The 12,354-nt window shown below is 62.4% G+C and carries 12 protein-coding genes and 1 tRNA gene; 8 read left to right on the forward strand and 5 right to left on the reverse strand.

Going from position 1 to position 12,354, the window contains the following annotated elements; genetic code table 11:
* The first annotated feature begins 11 nt into the window (after window positions 1–11).
* The 8 genes from kdpC to AACH73_RS04700 all read left to right on the forward strand — a co-directional run bounded on the left by kdpC (window position 12) and on the right by AACH73_RS04700 (window position 9,294).
* The gene (gene kdpC / locus AACH73_RS04665; RefSeq protein WP_272740368.1) at window positions 12–578 is read left to right on the forward strand and encodes a potassium-transporting ATPase subunit KdpC; all 567 of its coding nucleotides are present in this window, start codon (window positions 12–14) and stop codon (window positions 576–578) included.
* Window positions 575–3,265: a sensor histidine kinase KdpD gene (locus tag AACH73_RS04670; protein WP_338735562.1), complete on the forward strand. Its 2,691-nt coding sequence runs from the start codon at window positions 575–577 to the stop codon at window positions 3,263–3,265. Before kdpC ends, AACH73_RS04670 begins: the two co-directional genes overlap by 4 nt.
* A complete protein-coding gene (locus AACH73_RS04675; protein WP_272740366.1) occupies window positions 3,262–3,942 on the forward strand; it encodes a response regulator in 681 nt (226 codons plus the stop codon). Before AACH73_RS04670 ends, AACH73_RS04675 begins: the two co-directional genes overlap by 4 nt.
* Before the next feature lie 167 nt (window positions 3,943–4,109).
* Window positions 4,110–4,517 (forward strand): hypothetical protein, encoded by a 408-nt coding sequence (locus tag AACH73_RS04680; RefSeq protein ID WP_338735564.1) that lies wholly within the window; start codon window positions 4,110–4,112, stop codon window positions 4,515–4,517.
* Between the two features lie 15 nt (window positions 4,518–4,532).
* On the forward strand, window positions 4,533–4,706 hold the full coding sequence (locus AACH73_RS04685; protein WP_338735565.1) for a hypothetical protein: 174 nt from the start codon (window positions 4,533–4,535) through the stop codon (window positions 4,704–4,706).
* Between the two features lie 118 nt (window positions 4,707–4,824).
* Window positions 4,825–4,909: transfer RNA gene (locus AACH73_RS04690), tRNA-Leu, on the forward strand.
* Between the two features lie 160 nt (window positions 4,910–5,069).
* A complete protein-coding gene (mgtE, locus tag AACH73_RS04695) occupies window positions 5,070–6,581 on the forward strand; it encodes a magnesium transporter (RefSeq protein ID WP_272740363.1) in 1,512 nt (503 codons plus the stop codon).
* Window positions 6,582–6,759: 178 nt separating this feature from the next.
* A complete protein-coding gene (locus tag AACH73_RS04700; protein WP_338735566.1) occupies window positions 6,760–9,294 on the forward strand; it encodes a glycoside hydrolase family protein in 2,535 nt (844 codons plus the stop codon).
* A gap of 94 nt (window positions 9,295–9,388) precedes the next feature.
* Here AACH73_RS04700 and AACH73_RS04705 read toward each other — a convergent pair whose 3' ends face one another.
* The 5 genes from AACH73_RS04705 to AACH73_RS04725 form a co-directional block, all read right to left on the reverse strand.
* Complete coding sequence (locus AACH73_RS04705) at window positions 9,389–9,895, reverse strand: ATP F0F1 synthase subunit B (protein ID WP_338735567.1); 507 nt, start codon at window positions 9,893–9,895, stop codon at window positions 9,389–9,391.
* A 10-nt stretch (window positions 9,896–9,905) separates the two neighbouring features.
* Window positions 9,906–10,550 (reverse strand): hypothetical protein, encoded by a 645-nt coding sequence (locus tag AACH73_RS04710; protein WP_272740360.1) that lies wholly within the window; start codon window positions 10,548–10,550, stop codon window positions 9,906–9,908.
* 178 nt (window positions 10,551–10,728) lie between these two features.
* Window positions 10,729–10,953, reverse strand: coding sequence for a F0F1 ATP synthase subunit C (locus tag AACH73_RS04715; RefSeq protein WP_013478623.1), 225 nt, complete (start codon window positions 10,951–10,953; stop codon window positions 10,729–10,731).
* Between the two features lie 51 nt (window positions 10,954–11,004).
* Complete coding sequence (locus AACH73_RS04720) at window positions 11,005–11,766, reverse strand: F0F1 ATP synthase subunit A (protein WP_272740359.1); 762 nt, start codon at window positions 11,764–11,766, stop codon at window positions 11,005–11,007.
* Between the two features lie 52 nt (window positions 11,767–11,818).
* Window positions 11,819–12,112 (reverse strand): AtpZ/AtpI family protein, encoded by a 294-nt coding sequence (locus AACH73_RS04725; protein WP_272740358.1) that lies wholly within the window; start codon window positions 12,110–12,112, stop codon window positions 11,819–11,821.
* Window positions 12,113–12,354: the final 242 nt, after the last annotated feature.

Below are 12,354 nucleotides of genomic sequence, written 5' to 3' on the forward strand. Positions count from 1 at the left end.
GAGGTACTACTATGTTACTCATCACACACCTTCGTCCCGCTCTGGTTTCCATGGGCCTGTTTACTCTGCTGTGCGGTGGCCTCTACCCACTGGCCACGACGGGTATCGTTCAGGGCCTGTTTGCCGACAAGGCCAAGGGTTCGCTGATCCGTGACGGTCAGACCGTGATCGGATCGCGCCTGATTGGTCAGAACTTCACCCAGCCCGGCTATTTGTGGGGGCGTCTCTCGGCCACCGGCCCCGCCCCTTATAATGCCGGTGCGTCGTCGGGCTCTAACTATGGGGTCAACAACCCGGCGCTTGTTACCGCGGCGCAAGGCCGTATTGAAGCCCTGGGCGTCACGGGCCCGGTGCCTGTCGATCTGATCACTGCCTCAGGCTCAGGCCTCGACCCGCACATCAGCCCGGCGGCGGCGGAGATTCAGGTGCCGCGTATTGCCTCCGCGCGTGGGGTGACGCCAGAGCAGGTGCGCGCCGCTATTCACGCCGCCACTGAGGGCCGCAGCTTCGGAATCCTCGGCGAACCGCGCGTGAACGTGCTAGAGGTCAATCTGAGGCTGGATGGCAAGATCAAGTGACCGCGGACCAAAGACCCGACCCTGATAAACTGCTCGCCCTTGTCAGCAAGGACAGAGGCGACGGCGCGCCGGATACCCCCCGTCGCGGGCGGCTGAAAATCTTTTTTGGTGCCAATGCCGGCGTGGGCAAGACCTACGCCATGCTCAGCGAGGCGCGCCGTCTGTTTGCCGAAGGGCGGGACGTGGTGATCGGGGTGGTCGAACATCATGGTCGTCCCGAGACCTTGGCCCTGATCGAAGGTCTGCCGCTGCTGTCGTTGCGCGAGGTCAGCCATCGCGACATTCGCCTGACCGAGTTTGACATCGACTTGGCGCTTGAGCGGCGTCCCCACCTGATCCTGATCGACGAATACGCCCATACCAATGCGCCCGGGTCGCGTCACCCCAAACGCTGGCAGGATGTGGAGGAACTGCTGGCGGCGGGCATAGACGTCTATACGACGCTCAATGTGCAGCACCTCGAAAGCCTGAACGATGTGGTGGCGCGCCTGACCGGCGTGTGGGTGCGTGAAACCGTGCCCGATGCCGCTTTCGATGCGGCGGACGAGATTGCGCTTATCGACCTGTCGCCGGACGAGCTTCTGAAACGGCTGGCCGAAGGCAAGGTCTATGTGGCAGAAGGGGCGCAGACCCGTGCCGCCGACAACTTCTTTAAAAAAGCCAATCTGGGGCGTCTGAGAGAAATCGCCCTGCGACGCACGGCCGAGCGCATCGACGCCCAGAATGACGCCCTGAGTGCCGCCATGGGGCAGGCCGAATCGGCGACAGGCGACAAGATTCTGGTGCTGGTCGGGCCGGACGCCCTGTCGGCGCGCCTGATCCGCCATACCAAGCGCATGGCTGACCGGGCCCGCGCCGCGTGGTTTGCCCTCTACCTGCATACCGACCGCCACGAAGCCCTGCCGGACAAGGCGCGCCGCCGCGTCGAGCACAATCTGCGGCTGGCCGAAAAGCTGGGGGCGCGGGTGGTGCGCCTCAATGCGGGACGTGCCGCCTCGGCGGTCCTCACCTATGCGCGTCAGAACGGCTTTACGCGCCTTGTGCTGGGCCACAGCCCGCAGCCGTGGTGGCGCGCGCTGATGGGCGGACGCAGCCTGTCGCAAAAACTGATCAGTCAGGGTGCCGGTCTTGAAATCACCACGCTAAGTGCCGACAGCGCCGAAGATAAGGCAGAGGTGGACGGTCGCACGGTGGCTCAGGCCCTGAGGCCGCTTCCCTATCTGATGGCGGTTGCTGCTACGGCGCTGGTGACCGCGCTGGGCCTGCCTTTCCGGGACGTGGTCGATCCCGACAGCTTTATCATGCTTTATATGACCGCCGTGGTGGCAGTGGCGGCACGCTATGGGATCGGCCCGGCGGTCTTTACCTCGGTCCTGTCGGTCCTGACCTTCAACTGGTTCTATGTCGAACCCTATTACAGCCTGACCTTCGACCGGGTAGGCTATGCCGTCACCTTTGTGGTCATGCTGATCACCTCGCTGATCGTTGGTTCGCTGACGGCGCGCCTGTCTCTCCATGCGCGACTGGCGCGCAAGGGGGAGGTGGAAACGCGGCTCCTCTACGATATTTCGCGGCAACTGGGGGGGGCGCGTGACGCCGCCGACATCGGGCAGGTGATCGAGCGCCACCTGCAACCGGTATTCGAGGTCGAACTGGGGCTGTGGTACGAAGGCCAGCAGGTTGCGGGGAAGGCGGAGCACGACCCCAAGGAGCTGGCGGCGGTGCAGTGGGTGGCTCAGAACCGTCAGATGGCTGGCCGCGATACCGATACCCTGCCCACCGCGCAGGGGCTTTACCTGCCCGTGAGCGCCGAACAAAGTGTCATCGGCGTCATGCGCCTGACGCCGACCGAGACGACGCGGCAGTTCAGCGGGGCCGAGCTTCTGGTGTTCGAGACCGTGGCCACCCTGATCGCCGGCGCGTTGCAACGGACCCGCCAGACGGCTTTGGCCGAGGCCACCCGCGTTGAAAGCGAGAATGAAAAGCTGCGCAATGTCCTGCTAGCCTCCCTGTCGCACGACCTGAAGACGCCGCTGACCGTCATGAACGGGGCCGTCGGTTCGCTCCTGAAAATGCGCAAAAAGCTACCCCGTGAAGCGGTGGATGAACTGACGGCCCTGTGGAGCCATCTGACGCGCCTGCAAAAATTTGTCGGCAATCTGCTGCGCATGGCCGCCATCACGTCCGGACAACTGCACCTCAGCTTTGAGCCCTATCTGATACAGGAAGTGGCCGGAGCGGCGCTCAATCGTATCGAGGCCATGCGGGGAGACCGTCAGATCCGGACCCTGATCAGCGGCACCTTGCCTATGGTGCGCATCGACGGGGCCCTGATCGAGCAGGTGCTGATCAACCTGCTGGAAAACGCCATCGCTCATACGGCGGAGGACGGGCAGATTACCCTGTCGTTCGAAACCGACGCCGATCGTGTGCGTGTGCGCGTCAGCGACAACGGGCCGGGACTGAGGCCAGGGGAGGAGGATCGCATTTTCGATAAGTTCTATACCTACGGCCAGCAGATTTCGGATCGTCAGACCGAAAGCAGTGGTCTTGGCCTCGCCATCTGCAAGGCTATTGTCGAAGCGCATGGCGGTCTGATCTACGCCAAGACCAATCCGGTAAAAGACGGCGTCGGTGGCGGGGCCAGCTTTATCTTTACCGTGCCTGTGGTTACAAGCGGCGCATGACCCGCATACTGATCATCGAAGACGAGGCCGATATCCGCCGCTACCTGCGCGCCACCCTGACGGCACAGGATTACGAGGTGCTGGAAGCGGCCACGGCGAAGGAGGGGATGCAGAAGCTGACGCTCAACCGGCCTGATCTCGTTCTGCTCGATCTCGGCCTGCCGGATCAGGATGGCCAGGACCTGATCCGTAGCCTCCGCGAATGGTCTCAGACGCCCGTGATCGTGCTGTCGGCGCGCGAGCAGGAAACGGATAAGGTCGAGGCCCTTGAAAACGGTGCCGACGACTACCTGACCAAGCCCTTTGCGCCGGGCGAACTGCTGGCACGCATCAAGGTCGCCCTGCGCCATGCGGCACAGGCCGGCACCGAAGCGCCGAAAGTTTTCGAGCGTGACGGCCTCTGTGTCGATCAGGCGGCGCGCCGCGTGACGCTTCAGGGCGAAGACCTGCGTCTGACTCCTATTGAATACAAGCTGCTGACGACCCTGACCGATCATGCGGGCAAGGTTCTGACTCATCTTCAGCTTCTCAAAGCCGTCTGGGGGCGGCACACGACGGAACAGAGCCATTATCTGCGCATCCACGTTCAGCACCTGCGCGAAAAACTGAACGATGACCCGTTAAGTCCGCGTTTTATCTTCACTGAACCGGGGATCGGCTATCGGTTTCGCCCCTAGAGCGGCTATTCTCCGCCACCACGCCACCTCCCAGGCTTGGGTTACGCCTTGTCGAAGCGTATCCAAAGGGTCACGCAGTGGGAAATTTACGCTTTGTCCAGTAAATCTGTTTAGGATTTACGGTACGCAGCCTGTAAATCCCGGTAATCACCTTACCCGTTATCTCCATGATTACCTCCGACTCTTTGCCTCTTCACTATGGACTTCCGTATCTCACCGTTTGCGGTGCGGCGGTGATCGTCTTCATTCTGGGGGCTGTCGATAAGGTGATGCGTCTGCGCAAGGCGACCCGAGGCAAGACGGATTTTTTCGCCCGCTACGAGCGTCTGGGGCTGGGCATGGCCCTGCTGACCGAAGGACTGGCGGTGACGGCGATTGTCACCGGCTTGGCCCTGTTGCCTGCGGCTATGGGTCTGGCTGGATACATTGTCGTTGTGGCCGCCTATAGCCTGAACGACGAGGGCGAAGAAAGGGTGTCCCTGTTTTCGGTAGAAACCCTGCGTATGGACCTGGCGCTGGTGGGGCTGCTGGTCGTTCTTCTGACCATTGCCTATTCCCTGCGACTGGCGAACTGAGGCGAAACACAGACAATGCCCGTTCCCAATTATCAGGCCGTTATCCTTCTGCACCGTTTGCGTATCCGGGCGCGTCGGCTCCGGGACGTCAATCAGACGGCCGGAAATGCGTCGATTGCGGACATTTACGCCCTGATCGACGTCTGGCTGGAAGGCCAGATGGCGCATGCCATTGCGGCGAAGCGATAGGCCATACGCCGCACGCTGGGGCCTGATCGGCGCTTTTTTGGCAAAATCAGGGGATAATGCACTTTTGTCGCTTCACAAAACCGCTAAGGCTTGCTAAGTGGCGCGCCTCCTGATGTGTGCGGTCGTGGCGGAATTGGTAGACGCGCAGCGTTGAGGTCGCTGTGCCGCAAGGCGTGGAAGTTCGAGTCTTCTCGACCGCACCATCCGGGTCAAAAAAGGTTTTGAGGCGCAAACCTCAGAACCTTTTTTTGTGTCCGCAGTCTGGCGAAACCGGTTGCAATCCCTAGGGATTCGGCCCAGTGTCTGGCTCCGGCAAAAGACGTATGCCACAGGGGAAGTCGCCATGGACAGGGAGGGGGAGAGTTGTCACAAAAGCCCGAACCTGAACTCGATACCCTGGCCACACCGCCCGATGAACTGCGCGGCTCGCTGAAGGCTCTGGCCGATGCCGTGGCGCGTGAGACCGCCGAGGCCGACGATCGCCCCGAACTGATCACCCCGGAACAGATCGAAGACTTCGCGCTTCAGGACGACTACGCCCTTAATCCGGAATATATTCAGCTCGTTATCGACGCTGCGGATCGCAATGACGGCCTGCGTCTGCGTGATCTTCTGGACGCCCTGCACCCGGCCGATGTCGCCGACCTGCTGGGCTTCCTGTCCGAAGATTACCGCGAACAGGTCATTCCCTGGATCCCCGCCGATGCCCTGCCGGACGTGCTGCCGGAACTGGATGACGGCATCCGTGAGGAGATCGTTGAGAACCTGCGCCCGGTCGATCTGGCCGAAGTGCTTCAGGAACTCGATTCCGACGATGCGGCGGCCGTCTTCGAGGACATGGAGGCCGAGCAGCAGCAGGCGGTTCTGGCGGCCATGGACCCCGAAGACCGCGAGGCCATGGTCACCTCTCTGGCCTTTGAGGAAGAAACCGCCGGGCGCCTGATGCAGCGCGAAGTGGTCGCGGCGCCCGATTTCTGGAATGTCGGCGACGCCATCGACCATATGCGGGCGCACGGGGCCGACCTGCCGGAACTGTTCTTCGACGTCTATGTGATTTCCCCGACGCATAAGCCGATCGGCGCGCTGCCCGTTTCGCTTCTGATGCGCACGCCGCGCGAAGTCCGCCTGTCGGCCATTATGGAACCGATCACCGAGATCGAGGTCCATATGGATCAGGAAGAGGTGGCCTATATCTTTGAAAAATACCACCTGATCTCGGCCCCGGTCGTCGATCAGGGCGGGCGGCTGGTCGGTCAGATCACGGTCGATGACATCGTTAACATCATTCAGGAAGAAAACCGCGAGGATATTCTGGCCCTCGCCGGTGTGTCGGATGAGGAGGGGCGTGACTCCACGGTGTTTGAGGTGGTGCGCTCGCGCCTGCCTTGGCTGTGCGTCAACCTGCTGACGGCCTTTGTGGCTTCGTCGCTGATCGGCATGTTCCAGAGCGAAATCGAAAAGCTGGTGGCGCTGGCCGTGCTTATGCCGATGGTCGCCTCTATCGGCGGCAATTCCGGCACTCAGGCCCTGACGGTGTCGGTGCGTGCCCTGTCGGCGCGTGAACTGACCACGGCCAATGCCTTGCGCACCGTCTGGCGTGAGGTGCGGGTGGGGTGGTTCAATGGTGCGGTCATCGCCTGCATACTGGGCTGCGTCGCCGGAACGGTGTGGCAGAACCCCATGCTGGGGGTCACGATTGCGCTGGCGGTACTGATCAATCTGACGGCGGCGGCTCTCGCCGGGACGCTGGTGCCACTCACCCTGTCGAAGCTCGACCGCGATCCGGCGGTGGCGTCGCCCATTTTCGTCACCATGGTGACCGACTGCATCGGATTTTTTAGTTTCCTTGGGCTGGCGGCGATAATTCTGTTGTAAAAACGTTAGAGCCTATGGATAGCTAATCAGGCGGTATTGATCTTTTTTCTTAATCTTGTCGGCGGCGGAAGTTGTCGAATCGTATTGAAAAAGCGGGTGGGGGTGTCCGCAGCGGCGCGATGCTTGCTGGGCCTTCTACCTATCTCCGTAAGTGTACCGTTTTGGTTCAGGAAAAGTGATGAGAGCGCGTCATAAGATCTCCCGCGCCGGAGTCGAGCTGATCAAGAGTTTCGAAGGCTTGCGCCAGCAGGCTTCGCAGTTGCCCGACGGGCGCTGGATGATCGGCTATGGCCATACCTTTTCCGCCCGCGAAGGAGCGCGCGTCACGGCAGAGGATGCCGATGCGCTTCTGCGCTTTGACCTTCTGCCCATTGTCGAGGCGGTCAATAATCTTGTCCACACGCCGCTGACGCAGAACCAGTTCGATGCTTTGGTGTCGTTCTGCTTCAATGTCGGCATCGAGGCCTTCGGTCAGTCGGACGTACTGCGGCGGGTCAATGAAGGCCGCGTCACCGAAGCGGCGCAGGCCATGGACAACTGGACCAGCGCAGAGTTCAACGGTCAAACCTATGTACTGGCCCCCCTTATCCGCCGCCGCGCCTCGGAAAAGAGCCTGTTCCTGACCCCCGATATGGAGGGGATGGAGCTTGATCCGCAACTGCTGACGCCTGGCATGGTCATCCGTCCCGCCGAAACTCCGGCGGCGCAACCGGTGCCGGTCGCGCCTGCGGCCCCCAAGCCCGTCATTACCCGCGTCGCTGATGTCGCTGAGACCCCGACACCCGCCACTCCGTCCATGGATGTACAGGCGGCTCTGCTCAAGGCGGAGCAGGAGGCGCGTATTCAGGCCGAGTTCCGACGTCTGGAGCAGGTTCGTCTCGAAGAAACCCAGCGCCGTGATGCCGAACGGGCCGCCGCCGAAGAGGCCCGCAAGCGCGAAGCCGAGCGCGCTGAGGAGGCCCGGCGTGCCGAAGCCGCACGTCAGGCTGAAGCGCGGCGGCTGGCCGACGAGGCGCGTGCGCGTGAGGATGAACGTCTCCGCGAAGAGGCCCGCCGACTGGAAGCCATCCGTCTGGCTGAGGAAACGCGGGTCCGTGAGGAAGCCCGTCTCCGCGAAGAGGTGCGGTTGCGCGAAGAAGCCCGCCTGCGCGAGGAACTGAGGCAGCGCGAGGAAGCGCGTCTGCGTGAAGAAGCCAAGCTGCGTGAGGAAATCCGCCTGCGTGAAGAGGCGCGTATTCGCGAGGACGCTCTGCGTCAGGAGGCGATGCGTCAGGCGCAGGCTCTGGCGGCGGCGCGTGTGGCTGAGGAGGCGCGGCTCAGCGAATTGCGTCGTCTGGAAGATGCGCGTCTGGAACAGCAGCGCCTTGAGCGGCAGCGGCTTGAGGATGAGGCGCGGGTCCGCGAAGAGGCGGCGCGTCTGGAGCAGATGCGTCAGGAGCAGGCCCGACTTGAACAGGCTCGGTTGGAACAGGCCAGGCTTGAGCAAGAGCGTCTGGAGCGTGAACGCCTCGAGCGCGAACGGATTGAGCGCGAAGAGGCGGCGCGTCAGGAGCAGGTTAGACTGGAGCAAGAGCGCCAGGAACGTGAACGCCAGGAACGTGAGCGTCTGGAACGTGAGCGTCAGGAGCAGGAGCGACTTGAGCGCGAAAGGCTGGAAGCTGAGCGACAAGCCCGCGAACAGGCCGAGGCTGCGGCCCGTGCCGAGCAGGCGCGCACGGCTCAGCCGCCGCTGACGCCGGAGCCATCGGCACCGAAGCCCGTAGATAGCGATGCCGAGGCAGCGCGCAAGGCCGAAGCCGCCGCCGCCCTGATGCGGCTCTACTCGCCCTATGCGACCATGGCCGGGCCTCTGGTCAAGCCAAAGCCGGCGACAACGCCAGCCCCCGCACCGGCCCCTGCGCCGGTTCAGGCGTCCCCGCATAACCCGCCTCCGCTGGCGGCGGTCGCTAATCCGACGCCGACGCCGACGGCAGCACCGTTCGACCTGTCGTCCCGACCTGACCCGGAACCGCCTGTGGTCGCTGAGACCGATGCCGAGGACGAGGAAGACGCGCCGCTGGTCATGCGGCTGCATAGTAAGGTCGAGCCGGGGGTACGCCCTAATCCGTCGCTGGTCGCGCCCCCGACGGTGGTGGCCTCTCCGGTCAGTATAAAGACGGACACCGCAGCGGCTGTGGCCGCGGCGCCGGCACCCCTTGCGTCGCAGCCGCAACCTGTGCCCGAACCGGCCAGAGACGTTCCTAGAGAGGCTTCCAGAGAAGCCCCACTGCACTGGCGCGAGCAGTTGCAGCATCCCGCGTCCGGTCTGACCGGGATGGCTGCGGCCGCGGCTGTCCACACCGATGCTCTGAGCCTCAATGCTCAGGCCGCGCCTCAGACCTATGTCCATACCGAAGAGGTCGTCGAAGACGATGAGTGGCTGGCCGAGGATGGCCGCATCGCGGTTTCGACCGAAGAGGCCGAAGCCAATGAGCGCAGCCTGTGGCAGATGATCGCCTCAACCCTGCAATGGATCTTCATTTCGGTGATCGGTCTGGCCGCGTTGGGCGGGGCGGCCGGGGCCTATCAGAAGGCCATCAATCTCGAAATGACCGAGCCCGGCAATGCCGATGTCTTCACCACCATGTCGATTACGCTGGCCGTGGTGGGCATAGTCTGCGTCTGCGTCTCGGTGTGGCTGATCTTCCGCCGTCTGGGTGGGTTGAAAGACTGAAGCCGCTACCGGCCTAGAGGGGCTGATTCGAGATCAAACAGAAAAGGCCCTGCCGAAACCGGCAGGGCCTTTATTTTTGCGCGATCGCCGTGTCTTACGACAGGCGGGTCGCCACCTGCGTGATGGCCTGATCGACCAGCGGATCGCTCTTCAGACCGTCGGCGCGGCTGATGAGGATGTTTTCCGCAATCTGCGTTGCCAGATCGGCGGCCGCGGCCTTGACCTCAGACGCGGCCTTGGCCTCGGCCTGAGCGATCTTGGCTTCGGCCTGCGCCTGACGGCGCTTGATCGACTCGTCGAGTTTCGCCTTGGCTTCGGCGGCGAGGCGCTGGGCCTCTTCCTCGGCAAAGGCGATCAGTTCCTTGGCCTTTTGCTCGGCCTCAAGGCGCTCGGCCTTGATCTGGTTGAGCAGGGCCTGCGCTTCCTGACGGATACGCACGGCCTCATCCAGTTCGGCGCGCACGGCATTGCCGGTGTCGGCCAGAGAGGCCCACAGCTTTTGCGGCACCTTCATGACGATCAAAACCAGGAAGAAGCAACCCAGACCGATACGGACCCAAGTTTCCGGATTGGCCCAGAAGGACGGTTCAGCGTGTTCCATCGGGTGCTCCTCAGCTCTTCTTCAGGGCGGCGGTCAGGGCCGTCTTGGTCGGGGCCTTGCCCGTCAGCTTTTCGACCAGCGCCGACGCGGTGTCGGTGGCGATCTCGGTGACGTGGGCCAGGGCTTCGTCTCGCTTGGCGCGGATCGAGGCTTCGGCCTCGGCCAGAATACCGTTCAGACGGGCGTCTTCCTTGGCCTGAGCGGCGGCCATTTCAGCCGTTGCCTTCGACTTGGCATCAGCCGCCAGCTTGCGAGCCGCCGCATGGGCCGCTGCGGTTTCGGCGGCCGCGTCCTTGGCCTGAGCTTCGGCCTCGTCGCGGATAGCGCGGGCATTGGCCAGATCTTCGGCGATCGTCGCGCCGCGCGTGTCGATGACGTTGCGCAGGCGAGGGGCGAACACCTTGGCGATCAGGATGAACAGGACGGTGAAGATAACGACCAGCCACACCATCTGACCCGCCCAGTGTTCCGTCTGGAACTGCGGCAGGCCGCCGGAAGCGTGGTCTTCGCCGTGGCCGGTAGAGGTGGTGTGGGCGTCGCCGTGGGCCGCTTCGGCAGAAGCGGGGGCTTCGGCGATGGGCTCAAGCGTGGCCACCGTGGTCACGGGTGCCTCGGCACTCGTCTCGCTGGCCGCGGGGCTTGCGGTTACGCTCATGATTTGATCCTTTTGATCCGGGCGGTGGCCACGGACTATGGGTCTGTTTTGACGGGCGCGCAGCGTTCGAGGATGCGCGTAAAAACGAACGGATCAGACTGTGACGCCAGCCTGATCCGTCGAAAGTCCGGTCTTCGTCGGGCGAACGCCTGCGGCGATGCAGCCCGCGAAAGCAGGATTAGCCGTTCAGGATCATGATGGCGATAACGAACGCCAGAATGCCGAGGGCTTCGGTCAGGGCCATACCGATGAAGAGGTTGGTCTGTTGCGACTTGGCCGCCGACGGATTGCGCAGCGCGCCCTGGAAGAAGTTGCCGAACAGCAGGCCGAGACCGATACCAGCACCGATCATACCCAGCATGGCCAGACCCGCGCCGAGGAACTTGTAAGCAGAAGCGTCCATAGACTTTAACTCCGTAGGAAGAAGAGGATAAACTTAAGGTAAGGTGATGACTTAGTGGTGATGCAGGTTCACCACGTCATTGAGGTACACGCAGGCCAGCACCGCGAAGACGAAGGCTTGCAGATAGGCCACCAGGAATTCCAGCGCCGTCAGGGCCACGACCGCCGTCAGCGACACAAAGCCGCCGAGATAGCCGAGCACACCCGCCGAGGCCAGAGCCACGATGAAGCCCGCGAACACCTTCATCACGATGTGACCGCCGACCATGTTGCCGAACAGACGCAGCGTCAGGGTGATGGGGCGCATCAGGAAGGAGATGATTTCGATAGGGATCAGGATCGGCAGGATCAGCAGCGGCACGCCCGAGGGCATGAACAGCTTGAAGAAGCCGAGGCCATTGCGGACGAAGCCGACGACGATCACCGTACCGATGGTCAGGATGGCCAGCATGGCGGTGACCGCCAGTTGCGAGGTCGCCGTGAAATAGGTGGTCATCCCCACAAGGTTACAGCTCAGGATAAACAGGAAGAGCGTAAACACGAACGGGAAGAAGGCGCGCCCATCGTGGCCGATGATGGATTCCGACAGGTCGTCGATCAGGCCGAACAGGCCCTCAGCCATCACCTGAAAACGACCGGGAATGATCGAGGCGCGCGCGGTCGTCAAAGCGAAGAACAGGACCACGCAGCCCACGCCGATCAGCATGGCCAGAACGGAATTGGTGATCGACAGGTCAACGGGGACACCAGCGACGTCGATGGTCGGCAATTCGACGACCTTCTGGATCTGAAACTGGTGCAACGGATCGGCCATAAGCCCTACCTCATCAATTCAAATAGCGATGGACCGAAGGGCCCTGAAAATCTCAACGACGTCCGCTGCGGGCGACGGCATAGACCCCGGCGACCAGACCGACAATCGCGCCGACAATGATGCCGAACGGGCGCGTATGCAGGTATTCGTCACTCAGCCAGCCAGCCCCCAGTCCGATGAAAATGCCGCCGAGAAGTTCGCCCAGAGCCTGATAGCCCTTTCCGGCGCCCGCTTCGGTTTCGGCGTGATCGCTCTCTTTGCGGCGCTTCTTCTGCTCAATGGCATCAAGCCGCCGTTCGAGGTCGTCCAGCTTCGACGAAGTCTCATGATCGGGGTCATTATTCATATTCGGACCTTTCGGAAGGACATTCGCACACTGACAAATATCCCCCTTCGGACGGCGCGGAACCTAATCGGACAGACCGCAAAGGTCAAGCAAGCCGATGACATAAAGTTGATCTAATTGCCTCGTGTAAACGCCACCGGGTATCACTATTTGCGAAAATTCGTTTCCTGCGCGGGCCCTTATCGCGGCAAACCCTTGTAACAATGGTTTGCAGGGAGGCTATTTGCGTCCCTTAAGACTTT

The organism is Asticcacaulis sp. DW145 (genome assembly GCF_037101385.1).
Classification (GTDB): domain Bacteria; phylum Pseudomonadota; class Alphaproteobacteria; order Caulobacterales; family Caulobacteraceae; genus Asticcacaulis; species Asticcacaulis currens.

Coding starts and splice junctions, on each gene's coding strand:
- AACH73_RS04685 (WP_338735565.1), top strand. CDS start 4,533: ATGCCCGTTCCCAATTATCAGGCCGTTATCCTTCTGCACCGTTTGCGT.
- kdpC (WP_272740368.1), top strand. CDS start 12: ATGTTACTCATCACACACCTTCGTCCCGCTCTGGTTTCCATGGGCCTG.
- AACH73_RS04705 (WP_338735567.1), bottom strand. CDS start 9,895: ATGGAACACGCTGAACCGTCCTTCTGGGCCAATCCGGAAACTTGGGTC.
- AACH73_RS04710 (WP_272740360.1), bottom strand. CDS start 10,550: ATGAGCGTAACCGCAAGCCCCGCGGCCAGCGAGACGAGTGCCGAGGCA.
- AACH73_RS04700 (WP_338735566.1), top strand. CDS start 6,760: ATGAGAGCGCGTCATAAGATCTCCCGCGCCGGAGTCGAGCTGATCAAG.
- AACH73_RS04720 (WP_272740359.1), bottom strand. CDS start 11,766: ATGGCCGATCCGTTGCACCAGTTTCAGATCCAGAAGGTCGTCGAATTG.
- AACH73_RS04675 (WP_272740366.1), top strand. CDS start 3,262: ATGACCCGCATACTGATCATCGAAGACGAGGCCGATATCCGCCGCTAC.
- AACH73_RS04680 (WP_338735564.1), top strand. CDS start 4,110: ATGATTACCTCCGACTCTTTGCCTCTTCACTATGGACTTCCGTATCTC.
- AACH73_RS04715 (WP_013478623.1), bottom strand. CDS start 10,953: ATGGACGCTTCTGCTTACAAGTTCCTCGGCGCGGGTCTGGCCATGCTG.
- AACH73_RS04725 (WP_272740358.1), bottom strand. CDS start 12,112: ATGAATAATGACCCCGATCATGAGACTTCGTCGAAGCTGGACGACCTC.